Raw genomic sequence first — 16,675 nt, 5'->3', positions numbered from 1 at the left:
TCGATGGTCGCCGTTGTCCTGCTGGCGCTCGGGCTCGCGATGGATGCCTTCGCGGCGTCGATCGCTCGGGGCGCCGGGGGAATTTCCCGGCGCGACGGCGTCCTGCTCGCGCTTGCCTTCGGACTGTTTCAGGGCCTGATGCCGTTGATCGGACTTCTCCTCGGCGACGCCTTCGCGGGGACGATCGAAGCGTTCGACCATTGGATCGCCTTTTTCCTCCTCGGTTTCATCGGCATCCAGATGATCCGCGAGGGGCTCGACCCCGCCGAGGCCGTCGAACCGTCCAGGCGCCTGACCCTCGGTGCCATTGTGACGTTGGCGGTCGCGACCAGCATCGACGCCGCGGTGGCCGGTTTGACATTGCGTTTCTTCGATCCCGCGATCGGCACCAGCCTGCTCCTGATCGGCGGCGTGACCTTTGTCCTGTCGATCGTCGGCTTCACGCTTGGCGCACGGCTGGGCATGCGGATCGGCAAACGCGCCGAAATGGCGGGCGGGACGGTCCTCGTCCTCCTCGGCGCGAAGATTCTCGCCGAGCATACGGGACTGCTCGCCGCTTGAGTTCGCGTGCCTTCACCTCTATAGGCGCACACGACTTTTCCGAATCGTTGGAAAATCCGACCGGTCCGGCCACCAAGGCTGCCGCGGCTGGTCGCAATCGTCGCTGCGTTGACGCGCAGCTTCAATAGGAGACGAAAATGCCGAAGATGAAGACCAAGAGCGGCGTCAAGAAACGCTTCAAGATGACCGCTTCGGGCAAGGTCAAGCACGGTGTCGCGGGCAAGCGCCACCGCCTGATCAGCCACAACGCCAAATATATCCGCCAGCAGCGCGGCACCAAGGTCCTCCCGGACTGCGACGCCAAGCGCCTCAAGCAGTGGGCGCCCTACGGCCTCTAAGATTCAGGGAGTTTAGACTATGCCTCGCATCAAACGCGGCGTGACCACGCGCGCCAAGCACAAGCGGATCCTCGACCAGGCGAAGGGCTATTACGGCCGTCGCAAGAACACCATCCGCATCGCCCGTCAGGCCGTCGAAAAGGCCGGCCAGTACGCCTACCGCGACCGCAAGGTAAAGAAGCGCAGCTTCCGCGCGCTCTGGATCCAGCGCATCAACGCGGCGGTCCGCCAGGAAGGCCTCACCTACGGCAAGTTCATGCACGGGCTGAAGCTCGCGGGCGTGGACCTCGACCGAAAGGTTCTCGCCGACATCGCCATGCACGAGCCGGAAGCATTCTCGGGCATCGTCGCGCAGGCGAAGAAGGCACTGCCGGAAGAAGCCACCGCTTAGGCCTCGCGCATCTGCAGGTGACCTGAAAAAGGGGCGTCGGGGGCAACTCCGGCGCCCCTTTTCATGACCGGGCCCCCGAAGCTCTCTTCTTGCAAAATCGCCCGCCCTGCGGCACCGCCCCTCGCGAACTGAAGGACGAATAATGGCAAGCGCTGACGAACTCCAAACGCTCTATACCGACAGGGTTTCATCCGCCGGCGACCTCGCCGCGCTCGATGCCGTGCGCGTTGAGGCGCTGGGCAAGCAGGGGCAGATCACCGGCCTGTTGAAAACACTCGGCAAGATGTCGCCCGACGAGCGCAAGGTCGAGGGCCCCAGGATCCACGCCGCACGCGAAGCGGTGCAGGGCGCCATCGATGCGCGCAAGGCCGCGATCGAAGCCGATGCGCTCGAAGCGCGGCTCGCCACCGAGAAGATGGACCTCTCGCTTCCGGTCGATGCCGCCCCGCAGGGAAGCGTGCATCCGGTCAGCCAGGTCATGGACGAACTCGCCGAAATCTTCGCGGATCTGGGCTTCCAGGTCGCCGAAGGCCCCGAGATCGAGGACGACTGGCACAATTTCGGCGCGCTCAACATTCCCGAGGCCCATCCCGCTCGCGCCATGCAGGATACCTTCTACGTGCGGACCGAGGGCGATGAGGCACCGCCGGTGCTGCGCACGCACACCTCGCCGGTGCAGATCCGCACGATGATGCGCGAAAAACCGCCGCTCCGCATCATCGCGCCGGGCCGCGTCTACCGCTCGGACAGCGATGCGACCCATACCCCCATGTTCCATCAGGTCGAGGGGCTCGTCATCGACCGGAACATCCACATGGGGCATCTCAAGTGGACGCTCGAGACGTTTCTCAAGGCCTTCTTCGAGCGCGACGACGTCGTGCTGCGGCTGCGCCCGTCCTACTTCCCCTTCACCGAGCCCTCCGCCGAGGTCGATGTCGGCTGGTCCGAAGTGAAGGGCCGCCGCGTGGTCGGCGGGGCCGAAGGCTGGATGGAAGTGCTCGGGTCGGGCATGGTCCACCCCAAGGTCATCGCCAATTGCGGACTGGATCCCGACGAATGGCAGGGTTTCGCCTTCGGCTGCGGGATCGACCGTCTCGCGATGCTCAAATATGGCATGGATGACCTGCGCGCCTTCTTCGACGGCGATCTTCGCTGGCTGCGGCATTACGGATTCGGGATGCTCGACACCCCCACGCTTTCGGCAGGAGTCGGCGCATGAAGTTCACCCTGTCGTGGTTGAAGGACCATCTCGATACGACGGCGTCGGTCGAGGAGATCGCCGAGAAGCTGACCGCCATCGGGCTGGAGATCGAGGACATCGTCAACCCGGGCGATGCGCTGCGACCGTTCAAGGTCGCGAAGGTCGTCGACGCACGTCCGCATCCCGATGCCGACAAGCTGCAGGTGTTGACCGTCGATGACGGCATCGAAAAGAAGCAGGTCGTGTGCGGCGCGCCCAATGCGCGCGCGGGCATGAAGGGCGTGTTCGGCGGGCCGGGCACCTATGTGCCGGGCCCCGACTTCACGCTCGGCGAGGCGACCATCCGCGGGGTCGAAAGCTTCGGCATGATGTGCTCGGCGCGCGAACTGCAGGTCGGCGAGGGCCATGACGGCATCATCGAACTGCCCGAGGACGCGCCCGTCGGCACCAGCTATGCCGATTATGCCGATCTCGACGACCCCGTCTTCGACGTATTCGTGACGCCCAACCGGCAGGACTGCATGGGCGTGCATGGCATCGCGCGCGATCTCGCCGCCGCGGGGCTCGGAACGTTGAAGCCGCTCGATGTGCCGTCGATCGAGGGCAGCTTCGATCCCGCCATCGCCGTCCATATCGAGGACGAGGAAGGGTGCCCCGCGCTCTACGGTCGCACGTTCCGCGGCCTCAAGAACCCCGCCAGTCCCGACTGGATGCAGCGGCGTCTCAAGGCCATCGGGCAGAACCGGATCAGCGCGCTCGTCGACATCACCAATTATGCGATGATCGATCTCGGGCGCCCCAGCCACGTCTATGATCTTGCCAAGGTGAAGGGCGACCTCATCGTCCGCCGCGCCGCCAACGGCGAGGAATTCGAGGCGCTCAATGACAAGACCTATCCACTGACCGGCCGCATGACGGTGATCGCCGACGATGAAGGCGTACATGATCTTGGCGGCGTCATGGGCGGCAATCGTACGGGTGTCGACGACGACACGACCGACAGCTTCCTCGAAGTCGCTTATTTCGAACCCGAGCGGATCGCCAAGACGGGCCAGAAACTCGGCCTCGTCAGCGACGCGCGCAGCCGCTTCGAGCGGGGCGTCGACCCCGCCTTTCTCGAAGACGGCGAAGCGATCATTTCCAAGATGATCCTCGACATCTGCGGCGGTGAAGTCAGTCACCCGGTCCGCGCGGGCCAGCCGCCCCTCGAACCGCGCTCCATCGCGTTCGACTGGAACCGCACGGCTGCGCTCGGCGGCGTCGGTATCGCGCACGACGAACAGGCCGCTATCCTCGAGCGCCTCGGCTTCGGCGTGGACGGCGATACCGTGACCATTCCGAGCTGGCGGCAGGACGTGGAAGGCGCCGCCGACCTCGTCGAGGAAGTCACCCGAATTCACGGCTTCGAGGACATTCCCTCGACCGCACTGCCGCGGCCCGATGGCGTGGCTCCCCCCGTCGCGACCCGCACGCAGAAGGCCGAACGACGCCTGCGACGTGCCGCTGCCGCGCGCGGCATGAACGAAGCGATCACCTGGTCCTTCATCAGCGAAGCGCAGGCCGAGCCCTTCGGAGCCGGTGCGCACGTCCTCGCCAACCCGATCAGCGAGGACATGAAGGTCATGCGCCCCTCGCTGCTCCCCGGTCTCGCTGCCGCCGCGCGCCGCAACCTCGATCGCGGCGCGGACAGCGTCCGCCTGTTCGAAGTCGGCCGCCGCTATCTCGCCGACGGCGAGCGCGCCACCGCGACCGTCCTGCTCATCGGCGACAAGGCGCCGCGGAACTGGTCCGACGGCAAGGCGAAGCCGTTCACGCCCTACGACGCCAAGGCCGAGGCCATCGCGCTGCTGGACGCCGCGGGCGCCCCGACCGGCAACCTCACGCTCTTCGCCGGCGCGGGGGATGACTGGCACCCCGGGCGCAGCGCCGCCCTCGGGCTCGGTCCCAAGAAGATTCTCGCGCGTTTCGGCGAATTGCACCCGAGCCTTGCCAAGGCGCTCGATCTGCCCGCTCAGGCGATCGCCGCCGAACTCTATCTCGATGCCATCCCCGAACCGCGCTCGTCCGAGCGGGCCCGGGTGGCCTATGCGCCGCCGCCGCTGATGGCGGTCAAGCGCGACTTCGCCTTCCTGGTCCCCGAAACGCTCGCTGCCGCCGATCTGGAACGCGCAGTCGGCGGCGCGGACAAGAAGCATATCGTCGCGACGCGTGTCTTCGATCGCTTCGAGGGCAAGGACGGCCTCAGCCTCGCGGTCGAAGTGACGCTTCAGCCGAAAGACGAGAGTTTCACCGAAGAGCAGCTTGGCGAGATCGCGCAGAAGATCATCGCGGCGGCCGAAGCCAAAGGCGCGCGGCTGCGCGGCTAGGCGTCGATCGGCGGCGAGGAGCACGCGAAGCGGTTGATGGCCGCATGAACCAGCTCCTCGACCTCCTCGCGGCTCAGACCCGCCGGGATGGGCTCGCCGACGTGGAAGCGGATGACGCCTGCCTTCTTGACGAAGCCCTTCGGCCACAGGTGCGCACTGTCATGCGCGATCGGAATGACCGGAAGCTTGAGCGCGCGATAGAGGCCCGCAAAGCCGGGGCGCAGCGGCGGGGCCGCGCCTTCCGGGACGCGCGTTCCTTCGGGGAAAATGACGATGGGGCGACCGTCGGCCTTGGCGCGCTTGCCCTTCGACATCATGTCGCGCAGCGCCCTTGCACCCGCCGAACGATCGACGCCGATGACCCCGTAGATGCGCGTCACCCAGCCCCAGATGGGCAAATCCACCAGTTCCTTCTTCATCACCACGATCGGCGTATGGGCAAAGCGCAGCGTATCGACCGCCTCGACCATCGCATGATGCTTCACCGCGACGATATAGGCCCCCTCCGGCACCTCGCGGTTCCACTCGAAGCGGATGCGCAGGACATGATGGACCAGCCAATGGTGGAAACGCGCCCAGAAATGCACGACGCTGCGGATGGGCGCACGGCCGAAGGGCGCGACCAGCAGTCCCGTCAGGCACACGAGCAGCGTGCCGGGGTAGAACAAGAGCGCGAAGAGGGCCGAGCGCAGTGCGTTCATATGCCCAGCAGCAGCCCGATGCGGCGCAGCACATATTTGTTATATTCGCCGAACAGCGTCATCAGCCCCGGCGAGGTCGGCACCGCGTCGAAGATGATGGGAAAGTCCTCGCCCAGTTCCTCGCGGAATTCGAAGGTCGCGCGGCGCATGTGCCAGTCACTGGTCACCAGCCGCACCGCATCGAACTCGTTTTCGGCCAGCCATGCTTTCGCCTCGACCGCATTGGAGCGCGTATCGACCGAATCCGATCCGATGGTCACGCAGCAGTCGTAGAGCCGCTCGGTGCCGCCCACCACTTCGACCAGATCTTCCGCGCGAACCGCAGGGTCGGCGCCCGAGATCAGCAGCCGCTCGGCCTTGCCCTCTCCAAGTCGCTGGAGTGCCTGCTCGATCCGCCCGCTCTCGCCCGTCAGCACAACCATGGCGGGAGTCTCGGCAGCATCGGCGGGCGCAGGCTCGCCGAGATCGACCGAGAACAAAGCGAAGCCGAGTGCGTACAGGCCGACGACGAAGAAGAAAAGGCGAACGATCATAGAGCGGCTCGCAAATCGCGCAGGATCGTCGCGCGCGCAACTACAAATGCCATTCCCGCGGCGAGCAGCGGCAGGAGAGCGAGGAGCGCCAATTCACCGATGCCGATCAGACGCGCGTTGCCCGACAGGAAGTCGAGACTGTCGCCGCCGGTGGTGGCCAGCACCAGGAGGAGCGCGATCGCGAGTGCCGTTCCGAAGCTGCCGCCGACGAGGGCGTCGCGCGCGATCGCGGGGGTGAAGTTCTGCGCGATCTGGGTGTCGCTCGCGCCCATGCCGTGGAGGATCGAGATCGTCGATCGGTTTGCGGCGATCGCGGCACGGGTCGCAAGGATGATGCTCGCCGCGGCGGCAAGCGCGATTCCGAGCACGAGACCCAGGCCGACCAGCGCGACGGTGGCGAGCGCGTTCAGCACGGGGGCGAGCACCGAGCGGTTCGAAACGAGCCGGGCGTCCGGAAAGGCGTCGGTCAGCGCGGCGCGCAAGGCCGGGGCCGCGCGCTCGGAACCGAGTTCCACTTCGACGAGCGCGGGGAGTGGCAGGTCGGCACGGCGCGCTGCGGGGCCCATCCACCGTTCCATCGTCGCGCGGGTTTCCGATGGCGGCACCGCGCGCACCGCGTCCACGCCATCGGCCTGCGCCACGAAGTCGGCAAGGCGGTCGGTCTGCTCGATCCCGCCCGGCAACTGCACCATGTGCCGCGCCGCGGCCGCCTGCGCGACCGAGCGGTTGCCGTTCCAGACCATCAGGCCCGCCGCCGCGGTAATCGTCATCACGAACAGCATGATCGCCAGCAGGTACGCGCTCGCGCCCTGCGCGCGCCGCTTGATCAGCGTTCGCCGCCGCGCGATCACGAGAGGCCCTCGCGCCGACCCGGCGGATAGCGCAGCGCACCGGTAGGGTCCCTGAGCGTTCCGCCGTCGAGGCGCAGCAGGGCCGCACCCTGCGTCTGCTTGATAAGCGAGAGATCGTGCGTGGCGATGAAAATCGTGGTCCCGAGCCGGTTCATTCCGGAAAACAGCTTCATCAGTCGCGCCGCCATGTCCGCATCGACATTGCCGGTCGGTTCATCGGCGATGAGGAGATCGGGTTTGGCGATCACCGCCCGGGCGATCGCGACGCGCTGCTGTTCGCCGCCCGACAGGGTCGGCGGCCGTGCGGATGCGCGCGCCGACAAGCCCACCCAGTCGAGCATTTCGTTGACCGGCTCGGCCACCGCCTCCTCGTCGTGGCCCGCGATCCGCAGCGGCATCGCGACATTGTCGAAGGCGCTCAACTCCTCGATCAGCCGAAAGTCCTGATACACGATCCCGATCCGCCGCCGTAGCGCCGGAAGCGCGTCGCGCGGCAGGCTCTGGATATCCTCGCCGAACAGCCGGATCCGTCCGCGGGTCGGCGACTGGGCGAGATAGAGCAGCTTGAGAAGCGATGTCTTTCCGGCGCCCGAGGGGCCGGTGAGGAAGTAGAATCCCCCTTCGGCGAGCGCGAAATCGAGGTCGTGAAGCACCTCGGCACCCGTGCCGTAGCGCAGACCCACGCGTTCGAACGCTGCGATCATCGCGCGCCCGTTCCGACTTGCGCGATCCGCCTTGCATTCCCGCCAAAACTTGCCATTGCGGTCATGTTGCGGTTTATGCCGGGAATGTCGAGCGACAAAAGCATGATCCTGACCTGTCCGTCCTGCGCCACGCGCTACAACGTCAAACCGGACGCCGTGCCGCCCGAAGGCCGCACCGTGCGCTGCGCCGCCTGCGGCAACAAATGGCACGCGACCCCCGAAGACGCGCCGCCGTCCGACCCGGCGGAAGCGCGGGATGCATCCGTGGCACCGCCCGCGGATCCCCCGGCGCCCGCGCCCTCGGACGGCCCCGTGCCCTACCGAGCGGACGAGCCGCCTTCGGTTGCCGACGAACCTTCGGTGACGCCGCCACCGCCACCTGCCTATGACGCCGACGTGACATCGCCAGTCGAGACACCCGTCGCGCATGAACCCGACCCCCAGCCGGTGGTCGCCGCACCGCCCGAGCCCGAGGTTGCCGAAGAGGCTGCGCTCCAGTCCGAAGAGCAGGAACAGGCGATCGCCGAGGAGGCGACCGACCAACCCTTCCACGACGCGCCGACCACCGACATGGGCTTTACCGGCCTCGACGAGGATTTCATCCACGACGAGGATGGCGAAACACCCAAGCGGCGTGGCTGGCTGTGGCTGCTTCTTTTCATCCTGATCGTCGCGGCTGCGGTTGCCGCCTTCGCCTTCCTCGCCCCGCCCGACCTTCGTGATCGCCTCGGCCTTTCCGGCGCCAGCGCCGCTGCAAACGAAAGCCCGCTCCAGATCATGCTCGAACGGCAGGACCAGTCGGCGCTGGCCAGCGGAAACGAACTCTTCACCGTCAGTGGACGCGTCATCAATCCGACCGAGGAGGAACTCGACGTCCCGCCCATTCGCGCCGAACTGCTCGACGCGGCAGGCGCCGTCGTTCACCAGTGGACGATCGCCCCGCCAGCCCCCAGCCTCGGCCCGGGCGAGAGCGCGAGCTTCAACAGTGCCGAAGCCGACATCCCCGACAATGCCGAGGAATTGCAGCTCACCATCGCGGGTTGAAATTCTCCGTTGCCAGCCTCGGGAACGCTTGCTAGAGGGCGCGCCTTACCAGCATGGCCCTCTCGGGGTCATGACCCTCGGGTGCGGTCGTGGCGGAACTGGTAGACGCGCAACGTTGAGGTCGTTGTGGCCGAAAGGCCGTGGAAGTTCGAGTCTTCTCGACCGCACCATTTTCCCTCCTTTTTGAAGGCACTGGAAGACGGTCGCCGCGCGTCCTATATCGGGACGCATGTCGAACCGTCACCTTACCGACGCCGAATGGCGCGATCGCCTCACCCCCGAACAATATCGCATCCTGCGCGAAGCCGGCACCGAGCCGCCCTTCTCGGGTGCGCTCAACAGCGAGAAACGCCCGGGCGAGTTTCATTGCGCGGCGTGCGGCGAACTTCTGTTCCAGTCCGACGACAAATACGACAGCGGCTCCGGCTGGCCGAGCTTCACCGCGCCTGCGGAAGGCGAGGCGATCGACGAACATACCGACACCAGCCACGGCATGAAACGCGTGGAAATCCGCTGTTCATCCTGCGGCAGTCATCTTGGCCATGTCTTTCCCGACGGGCCGGGGCCCTCCGGCCTTCGCTACTGCGTCAATTCCGCCAGTCTCGAGTTCGAGCCCAACGCGGACGACCAGGACGCGTGAACGCGCTTGCCGGGAAGGGCGCACGGCCCTAACCGATAAGGTCACATGAGCGTCCAGCCCCGTAAAATCTTCGTCGGCCTGTTCAAATGGGGCCTCATTCTCGCCGGGGTCGGGCTCGTCGGCCTCGTGGTCGCGGTGCTCCTCGCCATGTCGTCGCTCCCCTCGTTCGAGCAATTGCGAACGCGCGGCGATCTCGGGCAGACGATCCGCGTACGGGCGGCGGATGACAGCATTCTCGTCTCGATGGGTCCCAGTTTCGGACGCTGGCTGACCTACGACCAGATCCCCTCGACGATGACCGACGCGATGATCGCGGTGGAAGATCGCCGTTTCCGGTCGCACCCGGGCGTCGATCCGGTCGGCATCATGCGGGGCATGGCGATCTCGATCCGCGAGGGCAATGGCCCCGGCGGGGCGCGCGGGGTCTCGACCATCTCGCAGCAGGTCGCGCGCAACATTTTCCTCACCCCCGACCGCAGCTTCATTCGCAAGGTACGCGAAGGCATCATCGCGCTCGCGCTGGAGCGTAAATTTTCCAAGAACGAGATCCTCGAGATCTACCTCAACCGCGTCTATTTCGGCGGCGGCGCCTACGGCATCGATGCGGCGAGCAACACCTTCTTCGGGCATGACGCGACGACGCTTTCGCTCGGCGAGGCTGCGATCATCGCGGGCCTGGTGAAGGCCCCCTCCAACTACTCGCCGACGGCCGACATCGAAGCCGCGCGCGATCGTGCCGACGTCGTTCTCGATCTGATGGTGCGCCACGGCTATCTCTCCGCTCAGGAAGCGCAGCTCGTCGACCCCGCCGAAATCAAGCTCGAGAAGCGCGCGGGCGCCAACAGTGCGCGCTATTTCACCGATTGGGCCCTGCCGCAGCTCGACACGCTCATCAGCGAAACCTCGGAGGCCATCGACGTTTATACGACGCTCGATCCCGACATGCAGGCTGCCGCTTCGGACGCCATCAACGCCCATGCCCCCGCGGGGGCGCAAGGGGCGCTCGTCGCCATCGACCGCGACGGCGCGGTGCGCGCGATGGTCGGCGGCAAGGATTATGTCGAATCGATCTACAATCGCGCCACGGTCGCGCGTCGCCAGCCGGGCAGCGCCTTCAAGCTGTTCGTCTATCTGACCGCGCTCGAGCAGGGACTGCGACCCGACGATATCGTCGTCGACGAACCGATCACCATCGATGGATGGACCCCGCGCAACTCCAACCGCAATTTCCTCGGCGCGATCACGCTGCGCGAAGCTTTTGCGCGATCGGTCAATACGATCAGCGCGCAGATCGGGGCCGAGATGGGCTTCACGACCATCGCCAACATGGCCAACCGCTTCGGCATCGACGACCGGATCGATCCATACCCCTCGATGGTCCTCGGCAGTCACGAAGTGCGGCTGATCGACATGACGCGCGCCTATTCCGCGGTCGCGCGCGGCGGCATCTCGCGCCCGCCCTATGCCATCACCAAGGTCGTGACGGCAGAAGGACGGCTGCTCTATTCGCATCAGCCCAGCGCCCCGCGCGTCCTCGTCAATCCGTTCGTGGCGCAGGAAATGACCGACATGCTGCAGACCGCCGTCCAGTCGGGCACCGGCCGCGCCGCGCAGATCGGTCGCCCGGTCGCGGGCAAGACCGGCACCACCAATTCGAACAAGGACGGCTGGTTCATCGGCTTCTCTTCGGGTCTCACGACGGGCGTGTGGATGGGCGCGGACGACAATGCTCGCGTCGCGGGCCTCCAGGGCGGCACCGCGCCCGCGCGCGCTTTCTCGGATTTCATGAAGAAAGCCGTCGCCAACCGGCCCGTCGAGCAGTTCGATACCGGTAGCGAGCTTCCCGAGTGGCAGATGGAGCCGGACGAGGAAGTGTGGATGGAGGGCGACCCGCTGCTCGATCCCTATGGCGAACCCATTACCGAGCCGCTCGACCCGCTTGCGCCGCGGCCGGACGGGGGCGACCCTGCCGCGCCCGATCAAAACTGGCTCGACCAGGTCCTCCAGCGCCAGCGCACCGAGCGCGAGGCGGATCGTGCGGCGCAGCAGGAACGCCAGCGCCAGCAACAACAGCAGGAACGACGCCCGCCGACCCCGGGCCGTGACGATCCCGGCGCGGTTCGCGTGGAACCGCTCGATCCACGCCGCCAGCAACCGACCCCGCCGCGCACGCCGCCGCCGCGACCGAGCGACGGATCAACGCCCGATCCGCTGCAGCCTCGGCCCTAGCGCGTTCAATTCTTTCGAAAGCGCGCGCACGTCGCCCTCGACCAACGCCGCTTCAAGCGCCCGGAACGCGGGTCCATGGTTCATATGCACGCGGTGCGCGACTTCGTGCGCCACGACGTAGCGCCGCACCGCATCGGGCGCGCACACGAGGCGCCATGAAAAGCGCAGCCGCCCGTCCGCCGAACAGCTTCCCCAGCGCGAGCGGGCATCGCCGACCGCCACGCCCCTGACCGGCACGCCCGCCAGTGCCGCGAAATGCGCGCTCTCGTCGGACAGAAGCCGAAGCGCTTCGGCACGAAGCCACTGTGCATACCGTCGCGGTGCGGTCTCGACGGGCCCGCCGGTCACGAGACGATCGCCCTCCAGCCGCACGCGCCGGGGCGCGTCGACTTGCCATTCCAGCAGCAGGCTTCGTCCTCTGAACGGGATCGTCGCTCCGGGCGTCAGGGGAACGGTCTCGGCGCGTCGTGAGCGCTGCCGCTCGACCCATTCGCCCTGCGTGGCCGCCCATCGAAGGCCCGCACGCTCGCTGGCGCGCTTGGGGAGGGTCAGTCGCAGCCGGTCGCGTACCGGATCGTAGCGGAGCAGAAACCGCCGCGCCCGTGCATGCCGCACGACGTCGATGTCGGGAAAATGCTCAGAGTTCACGGTCGACGAGATGATCTTCGATATTGCCGGCCTCGTCCTCGCTGATCGTCCAGCCGACAATCGACTGCCCCGCCTCGATCACGCTCGCCGCCCTCCCCGTCAGCAACGGGTGCCAGGCGGGTAGCGGCGCGTCCTCAGCCCGCAACCGATAGGCACAGGTCGCCGGCAGCCAGCGCGTCGCCTCGACCGCATCGGGTTTGAGCGCAAGGCAGTCGGGCACCTTGGCCTTTCGTCCCGCATAGTCGCTGCATCGCGCGGTCTGGAGATCCAGCAGGCGACACGCGACATCGGTGGCATAATAGTCGCCCGTGTCGGCATCTTCGGCCTTGTGCAGGCAGCAGCGCCCGCATCCGTCGCACAGCGCCTCCCATTGCCCGGCGTCGAGCGAGGCTAGCGGCTTTTCCCAGAACGGACGATCATCGGGCATCTTCAAGCAGGATTCAGCGCTCGTCGCCGAGGCTCGGGTCGAGCTCGGCCGCCAGCCGCCGCGCCGCGCGCCGCGCGAAACGGGCGCTCTCGGCCTTGCGGCGTGCGGGGGCGAGGGCGACTTCCTTCGCCTCGCGCACGCAGGCGGCATCGTACCGGTCGGCGACGATCAGCCCCGCCTCGCCCGGAGCGAAAGCCTCGCCCTCGCAAATCCGCGCGAGGTCGGGCGTCACCGCCCAATAGAAGCGGTCGCAATAGTCGAGATAGTCGCGCCATTTGCCGTCGCCCATGAGATCGGCACGCGACACCTTGATCTCGACGATCACCAGCTTGCCTTTGGTATCGAGGCCCATCAGGTCGGCGCGCCGGTGATTGGGCAGCGGAACCTCGCAGATGACGAACAATTGCTGGCGCGCGAACAGACGCGTGACGCCGCGCGCCACGTCGAGCGCCACCGCAGGCGAATCGGCAAGACAGGTCATGCGCGCGACCCTAGCAGCGCCGGAACAAAAGGCGAATGGTTGCCCGAATCCTATTGATAGAAAATATGATTTCCGATCGCGCCCATGCGCTTGAGCCGCCAGCGCGGGTTGACGTGCTTGGCGTGGAAGAAGAGGGCGCCTTCGAGATCGGTCTCGTGATGATCGGCATCGACGATCCGCGCGATCGCGACCGCGGTGCGCCAGGCCTTGCTTGCCCGCCGCGGCTCGGGAATCCGGCCACTGCGCACGAAGCTGAACTGGCGGTGCTGCTTCACGACCCCGCAATAGCTGTCGGGAAACTTCCGGCTTGCGGCGCGGTTGGCGATGACCTCGCCCACGGCAAGCTGACCCCGGAGCGGCTCGCCCCGCGTTTCGAAATAGATCGCGCGCGCAAGGCAATCCATCTGCGCGTTGCGCGGCTCGCTACCTTTGAAACGATCGACAAGAGCGGCGAGCGACAGGCCGCCGAGCGCTTCCTCCGTCTCGGCCGCGGCAATCTCTTCCTCGATTTCCTCCGCGATCGTGGTGACGGGATCGAGTGTCGCGGGATCCTCGCCCGTGAGCAATTCCCCCTGGTCCAGAAGCGAGTCGACCGCAGGCACCGCGACGCGCGGCATCGCACCGAGCGGCATGTCGGCATCGCCTGCCCCCACGGTACTGCTCATGGTCACCGCATCCTGTGCCGGTGCCACCGCATTCGTCGTCGACACCGCCAGCGCGAACAGCGCCGCCTTGATGATGATGCTCATCGTGATTTCATCCCCCTCGACGACATCCCGTTCGACCCACCGGCGCGCAAAAGTTGCGCCAAGATGCTTGCCAAAAGGTTACCCTCTCCCTGAGCGGCCGATCGTTACGGGTCCGCTCCTCGTCGGCAGGGCTTTTAACCCAGAACAGCTATTTTAGGAAATTTCGAGGATTTCTGCGGCGTATCGGGTCGGATCAGCGAGGTCGAGCTCCACCACCCACAAGTCCGGATCGATCGCGCGGCGTTTCGCGATCGTCTCGTCGACCGCCCCCGGACGGTCGGGATCCGCGCTCGCCAGAATGCGCCACCGACGCTGGCCTGCCGCCGTATATTCGCGCCCGACGAGCGCCTTCGTCACGCCGCGCTCGCACAACAGCAGGAAGATATCGCCGCGATCGCGGTCGCCCTTGGACAAGAGCATCGCGCTGCCGCCCGTCGCTTCCGCCGCGCGCATCAGGGCGCGCACTTCGAGTTCTGCAGGCAGCGTGTCGCTCACGCCGTGTAGCCGTCGAGCCCCGCCAGGGGGATGTGCGAGCGCATGAAGGTTCCCGTGCCGCGCGCATATTCCTCGCCTTCGGAATCGAGAATGCGCGCATCGGCCACCAGCACACGGCGCCGTCCCGAGATCCATCGCCCTTCGGCGAGTGCGGGACCCGCTTTCATCGGCCGGGTGAAATGGAGGTTGAACGCCGTCGTCAGCAGAAACCGATCCGACACGAGCGTATTGGCCGCAAAGAAGGCCGCGTCGTCGAGCATCTTGAAATAGACCGACCCGTGCGCCGCGCCCGCCGCGTGGAAGAAACCCCGCTCTACCTCGAACTCGAGACGCGACACGCCTTCCTCGGGCAAGGTCAGACGGCTCGCGTAGCGCCCCTGGATCGGGGCGGCGGCGTAAAGCGATTCGAGCCCGCGCAGATGCGCAGCCATGCCCGCGGGAGCGCCTTCAGGCGGCGGTGCGCTCATCGCAGCTCGTCAGGACTGCCACGAAGGCGTCTGCGTCGCGCGCGCCGCGCAGTTGGTCGACACTCGAGGCATCGCGCACCGCGCGGCTGATCGCGGCGAGTGCGCGAAGATGATCGGCGCCGCGCTCGGGCGGCGACAGGAGCATGAAGACGAGGTCGACCGGCATCTTGTCGATGGCTTCGAAATCCACGGGCTTGTCGAGCCGAAACACGAGGCCGAAAACGCTCGTCAGGCCGGCAATCTTGCCGTGCGGGATCGCGATGCCGCCTCCGAACCCCGTCGAACCCAGACGTTCGCGCTCGAGAATGGCGTCGATCACCTGCGACGGCTCGATGCCGAGCTTGAGGCCCGCAATCTGTGCCATCTGCTGGAGCAGCGCACGCTTGTCGCGGACCTGCTCTTCGAGCCGGACGCTGGAGGTATCGATCAACTCACCAAGATTCATGACGCACTTTCAAGACACGCCGCACGTGCCTTTTCCTTGTTCTTACAACGGACCGGCGGGTCTTACCCCTTGCCAGGCTCCACCCAGCCGATGGTCTGGTCGTCGCGCCGATAGACCATATTGAGCTGACCTGTCTGCCCGTTTCTGAACATCAGCGCGTTGGCGTTGCGCAGATCGAGCATCATGACGGCATCGCCCACACTCGCTTCGGGAATGTCGGTGTGCGTTTCGGCGATGATGGGCGGTGCGGTGGGCGCGGGGGCCTCATCGCTCTCGGGGGACATTTCGAGCACGCGATAGTCGGCTTCGGCGGGCAGTTCGTCCATGGGCTCGGAGCGGTGCTCCTTGAGCCGCGCGGCGTAGCGCTTGAGCTGCCGTTCGATCTTGTCCGCCGCACCTTCGAAGGCGACGTGCGCATCGGCGGCGCGGTTGGAGGCCTTGAGGACATGGCCGTTGGTCACGGGCGCCACGATGTCGCAGCGGAACTGGTCGTGGGGAGAGCGGCCGAACGTCACGCTGGCCGATACGGCGCGCGAGAAATATTTGCTCGTCATCGCCTCCAGTCGATCGCTGACGTGCGTACGAAGGGCCTCGCCGGTATCGACCTGGTGACCTGCGACACGGATGTCCATGCCTCTCTCCTTGCTGTGAACCTTTGGTGCGATCCGATATGGGGAGCGGATCGGCGCGATGCTAGGCGGCGGTCTGACGATTGTTCCAGATCGGGTCCTGCATCTTTGCGATGAAGATACGATGGCGCTCGCGCTCTTGTTCCGTCGGTTTATCGAAGCGCGGGGTCCGCCCCGAAGCGACGGGCGCGGGCGATGCGACCGCCACCGCCGTGCGCGAGGCCTCCGCTTCCGCCCGGGCGCCCAGCGACAGGCCGATCTGCCGACCGCCGGTCAGTTCGATATAGACCTGCGCGAGCAGCTGCGCGTCGAGCAAGGCGCCATGCTTGACGCGCATGGTGCGATCCACGCCGAACCGGCTGCACAGCGCATCGAGGCTGTGCTTCGCCCCCGGGAATTTCTGCCGCGCGATCGCGACCGTATCGATCATCCGCGTCAGGCACACGCCATCGCGGCTGCAAAAACCCAATTCGTGATTGAGGAAGCCGAAATCGAAGCTGGCGTTGTGCGCGACCAATTTGTCCCCGCCGAGGAAGTCGAGCAGCTCTTCGGCCTTGTCGCGGAACAGCGGCTTGTCGGACAGGAAGATGTCGGACAGGCCGTGCACCGCTTCGGCCTCGCTCGGCATCGTGCGTTCGGGGTTGAAATAGGCATGGTAGGTGCGCCCCGTCTCGACGCGGTCGATCATCTCGACACAGCCGATTTCCACCATGCGATCGCCATTGGCGGGCGAGAGGCCCGTCGTCTCGGTATCGAAAATGATTTCCCGCATGGC

21 protein-coding genes and 1 tRNA gene are annotated in these 16,675 nt (G+C 66.4%); 9 read left to right on the top strand and 13 right to left on the bottom strand.

Annotated elements, in window-relative coordinates; genetic code table 11:
* Nucleotides 1-3 precede the first annotated feature (3 nt).
* The 5 genes from WJS89_RS07910 (at nucleotide 4) to pheT (ending at nucleotide 4,857) form a co-directional block, all read left to right on the top strand.
* Complete coding sequence (locus WJS89_RS07910; protein WP_346340400.1) at nucleotides 4-561, top strand: manganese efflux pump MntP; 558 nt, start codon at nucleotides 4-6, stop codon at nucleotides 559-561.
* Between the two features lie 137 nt (nucleotides 562-698).
* On the top strand, nucleotides 699-899 hold the full coding sequence (rpmI, locus tag WJS89_RS07905) for a 50S ribosomal protein L35 (RefSeq protein ID WP_346340399.1): 201 nt from the start codon (nucleotides 699-701) through the stop codon (nucleotides 897-899).
* Nucleotides 900-918: 19 nt separating this feature from the next.
* Nucleotides 919-1,290 carry a 50S ribosomal protein L20 gene (rplT, locus tag WJS89_RS07900; RefSeq protein WP_346340398.1) on the top strand — a complete coding sequence of 124 codons (372 nt, stop codon included), beginning with the start codon at nucleotides 919-921 and terminating at the stop codon, nucleotides 1,288-1,290.
* A 142-nt stretch (nucleotides 1,291-1,432) separates the two neighbouring features.
* Nucleotides 1,433-2,509: a phenylalanine--tRNA ligase subunit alpha gene (gene pheS, locus WJS89_RS07895; protein ID WP_346340397.1), complete on the top strand. Its 1,077-nt coding sequence runs from the start codon at nucleotides 1,433-1,435 to the stop codon at nucleotides 2,507-2,509.
* Nucleotides 2,506-4,857 carry a phenylalanine--tRNA ligase subunit beta gene (pheT, locus tag WJS89_RS07890; RefSeq protein WP_346340396.1) on the top strand — a complete coding sequence of 784 codons (2,352 nt, stop codon included), beginning with the start codon at nucleotides 2,506-2,508 and terminating at the stop codon, nucleotides 4,855-4,857. The genes pheS and pheT overlap by 4 nt, the downstream gene beginning before the upstream one ends.
* On the opposite strand, the gene WJS89_RS07885 is transcribed toward pheT, so the two are convergent.
* The 4 genes from WJS89_RS07885 to ftsE are packed head-to-tail and all read right to left on the bottom strand — an operon-like array spanning nucleotide 4,854 to nucleotide 7,646.
* Nucleotides 4,854-5,558, bottom strand: a complete 705-nt coding sequence (locus WJS89_RS07885; protein ID WP_346340395.1) for a lysophospholipid acyltransferase family protein — start codon at nucleotides 5,556-5,558, stop codon at nucleotides 4,854-4,856. The genes pheT and WJS89_RS07885 overlap by 4 nt on opposite strands.
* Nucleotides 5,555-6,091, bottom strand: a complete 537-nt coding sequence (locus tag WJS89_RS07880; RefSeq protein WP_346340394.1) for a YdcF family protein — start codon at nucleotides 6,089-6,091, stop codon at nucleotides 5,555-5,557. Before WJS89_RS07880 ends, WJS89_RS07885 begins: the two co-directional genes overlap by 4 nt.
* Complete coding sequence (locus tag WJS89_RS07875) at nucleotides 6,088-6,942, bottom strand: cell division FtsX domain-containing protein (RefSeq protein WP_346340393.1); 855 nt, start codon at nucleotides 6,940-6,942, stop codon at nucleotides 6,088-6,090. Before WJS89_RS07875 ends, WJS89_RS07880 begins: the two co-directional genes overlap by 4 nt.
* Nucleotides 6,939-7,646 (bottom strand): cell division ATP-binding protein FtsE, encoded by a 708-nt coding sequence (ftsE, locus tag WJS89_RS07870; RefSeq protein ID WP_346340392.1) that lies wholly within the window; start codon nucleotides 7,644-7,646, stop codon nucleotides 6,939-6,941. The genes WJS89_RS07875 and ftsE overlap by 4 nt, the downstream gene beginning before the upstream one ends.
* Before the next feature lie 84 nt (nucleotides 7,647-7,730).
* Here ftsE and WJS89_RS07865 point away from each other — a divergent pair, with 84 nt between their 5' ends.
* The 4 genes from WJS89_RS07865 to WJS89_RS07850 all read left to right on the top strand — a co-directional run bounded on the left by WJS89_RS07865 (nucleotide 7,731) and on the right by WJS89_RS07850 (nucleotide 11,559).
* Entirely contained in the window at nucleotides 7,731-8,690 is a 960-nt protein-coding gene (locus WJS89_RS07865; protein ID WP_346340391.1) for a zinc-ribbon domain-containing protein, read from the top strand.
* 83 nt (nucleotides 8,691-8,773) lie between these two features.
* Nucleotides 8,774-8,860 (top strand) — tRNA-Leu (locus tag WJS89_RS07860).
* 59 nt (nucleotides 8,861-8,919) lie between these two features.
* Nucleotides 8,920-9,330 carry a peptide-methionine (R)-S-oxide reductase MsrB gene (gene msrB / locus WJS89_RS07855; protein WP_346340390.1) on the top strand — a complete coding sequence of 137 codons (411 nt, stop codon included), beginning with the start codon at nucleotides 8,920-8,922 and terminating at the stop codon, nucleotides 9,328-9,330.
* Between the two features lie 45 nt (nucleotides 9,331-9,375).
* Complete coding sequence (locus WJS89_RS07850; RefSeq protein ID WP_346340389.1) at nucleotides 9,376-11,559, top strand: transglycosylase domain-containing protein; 2,184 nt, start codon at nucleotides 9,376-9,378, stop codon at nucleotides 11,557-11,559.
* Here WJS89_RS07850 and WJS89_RS07845 read toward each other — a convergent pair.
* From WJS89_RS07845 to dnaQ, 9 genes are all read right to left on the bottom strand, one after another.
* Nucleotides 11,527-12,207, bottom strand: a complete 681-nt coding sequence (locus WJS89_RS07845; RefSeq protein ID WP_346340388.1) for a M48 family metallopeptidase — start codon at nucleotides 12,205-12,207, stop codon at nucleotides 11,527-11,529. The genes WJS89_RS07850 and WJS89_RS07845 overlap by 33 nt on opposite strands.
* Nucleotides 12,197-12,634, bottom strand: coding sequence for a YcgN family cysteine cluster protein (locus WJS89_RS07840; protein ID WP_346341190.1), 438 nt, complete (start codon nucleotides 12,632-12,634; stop codon nucleotides 12,197-12,199). The genes WJS89_RS07845 and WJS89_RS07840 overlap by 11 nt, the downstream gene beginning before the upstream one ends.
* 13 nt (nucleotides 12,635-12,647) lie before the next feature.
* Nucleotides 12,648-13,115, bottom strand: a complete 468-nt coding sequence (locus tag WJS89_RS07835) for an MmcB family DNA repair protein (RefSeq protein ID WP_346340387.1) — start codon at nucleotides 13,113-13,115, stop codon at nucleotides 12,648-12,650.
* A gap of 50 nt (nucleotides 13,116-13,165) precedes the next feature.
* Nucleotides 13,166-13,864, bottom strand: coding sequence for a cell wall hydrolase (locus WJS89_RS07830; RefSeq protein ID WP_346340386.1), 699 nt, complete (start codon nucleotides 13,862-13,864; stop codon nucleotides 13,166-13,168).
* 153 nt (nucleotides 13,865-14,017) lie between these two features.
* Entirely contained in the window at nucleotides 14,018-14,359 is a 342-nt protein-coding gene (locus WJS89_RS07825; protein WP_346340385.1) for a DUF1491 family protein, read from the bottom strand.
* On the bottom strand, nucleotides 14,356-14,826 hold the full coding sequence (locus WJS89_RS07820) for a PaaI family thioesterase (RefSeq protein ID WP_346340384.1): 471 nt from the start codon (nucleotides 14,824-14,826) through the stop codon (nucleotides 14,356-14,358). The genes WJS89_RS07825 and WJS89_RS07820 overlap by 4 nt, the downstream gene beginning before the upstream one ends.
* On the bottom strand, nucleotides 14,807-15,256 hold the full coding sequence (locus WJS89_RS07815; protein ID WP_346340383.1) for a PTS sugar transporter subunit IIA: 450 nt from the start codon (nucleotides 15,254-15,256) through the stop codon (nucleotides 14,807-14,809). The genes WJS89_RS07820 and WJS89_RS07815 overlap by 20 nt, the downstream gene beginning before the upstream one ends.
* 77 nt (nucleotides 15,257-15,333) lie before the next feature.
* Nucleotides 15,334-15,903, bottom strand: coding sequence for a ribosome hibernation-promoting factor, HPF/YfiA family (gene hpf, locus WJS89_RS07810; RefSeq protein WP_346340382.1), 570 nt, complete (start codon nucleotides 15,901-15,903; stop codon nucleotides 15,334-15,336).
* Nucleotides 15,904-15,964: 61 nt separating this feature from the next.
* Complete coding sequence (dnaQ, locus tag WJS89_RS07805; protein ID WP_346340381.1) at nucleotides 15,965-16,672, bottom strand: DNA polymerase III subunit epsilon; 708 nt, start codon at nucleotides 16,670-16,672, stop codon at nucleotides 15,965-15,967.
* Between the last annotated feature and the right edge of the window lie 3 nt (nucleotides 16,673-16,675).

Source organism: Sphingomicrobium aquimarinum (assembly GCF_039655735.1).
GTDB classification, from domain to species: Bacteria; Pseudomonadota; Alphaproteobacteria; order Sphingomonadales; family Sphingomonadaceae; genus Sphingomicrobium; species Sphingomicrobium aquimarinum.
Note: the sequence above shows the minus strand (reverse complement) of the source record. Positions and strands in the feature narration are given on the sequence as shown.

Excerpts from the sequence above, each read along its gene's own strand:
- hpf (WP_346340382.1), bottom strand. The coding sequence starts at position 15,903 with ATGGACATCCGTGTCGCAGGTCACCAGGTCGATACCGGCGAGGCCCTT.
- dnaQ (WP_346340381.1), bottom strand. The coding sequence starts at position 16,672 with ATGCGGGAAATCATTTTCGATACCGAGACGACGGGCCTCTCGCCCGCC.
- rplT (WP_346340398.1), top strand. The coding sequence starts at position 919 with ATGCCTCGCATCAAACGCGGCGTGACCACGCGCGCCAAGCACAAGCGG.
- pheS (WP_346340397.1), top strand. The coding sequence starts at position 1,433 with ATGGCAAGCGCTGACGAACTCCAAACGCTCTATACCGACAGGGTTTCA.
- WJS89_RS07820 (WP_346340384.1), bottom strand. The coding sequence starts at position 14,826 with ATGAGCGCACCGCCGCCTGAAGGCGCTCCCGCGGGCATGGCTGCGCAT.
- WJS89_RS07850 (WP_346340389.1), top strand. The coding sequence starts at position 9,376 with ATGAGCGTCCAGCCCCGTAAAATCTTCGTCGGCCTGTTCAAATGGGGC.
- msrB (WP_346340390.1), top strand. The coding sequence starts at position 8,920 with ATGTCGAACCGTCACCTTACCGACGCCGAATGGCGCGATCGCCTCACC.
- WJS89_RS07840 (WP_346341190.1), bottom strand. The coding sequence starts at position 12,634 with ATGCCCGATGATCGTCCGTTCTGGGAAAAGCCGCTAGCCTCGCTCGAC.
- WJS89_RS07885 (WP_346340395.1), bottom strand. The coding sequence starts at position 5,558 with ATGAACGCACTGCGCTCGGCCCTCTTCGCGCTCTTGTTCTACCCCGGC.
- WJS89_RS07910 (WP_346340400.1), top strand. The coding sequence starts at position 4 with ATGGTCGCCGTTGTCCTGCTGGCGCTCGGGCTCGCGATGGATGCCTTC.
- ftsE (WP_346340392.1), bottom strand. The coding sequence starts at position 7,646 with ATGATCGCAGCGTTCGAACGCGTGGGTCTGCGCTACGGCACGGGTGCC.
- WJS89_RS07830 (WP_346340386.1), bottom strand. The coding sequence starts at position 13,864 with ATGAGCATCATCATCAAGGCGGCGCTGTTCGCGCTGGCGGTGTCGACG.
- WJS89_RS07880 (WP_346340394.1), bottom strand. The coding sequence starts at position 6,091 with ATGATCGTTCGCCTTTTCTTCTTCGTCGTCGGCCTGTACGCACTCGGC.
- rpmI (WP_346340399.1), top strand. The coding sequence starts at position 699 with ATGCCGAAGATGAAGACCAAGAGCGGCGTCAAGAAACGCTTCAAGATG.
- WJS89_RS07835 (WP_346340387.1), bottom strand. The coding sequence starts at position 13,115 with ATGACCTGTCTTGCCGATTCGCCTGCGGTGGCGCTCGACGTGGCGCGC.
- WJS89_RS07865 (WP_346340391.1), top strand. The coding sequence starts at position 7,731 with ATGTCGAGCGACAAAAGCATGATCCTGACCTGTCCGTCCTGCGCCACG.
- pheT (WP_346340396.1), top strand. The coding sequence starts at position 2,506 with ATGAAGTTCACCCTGTCGTGGTTGAAGGACCATCTCGATACGACGGCG.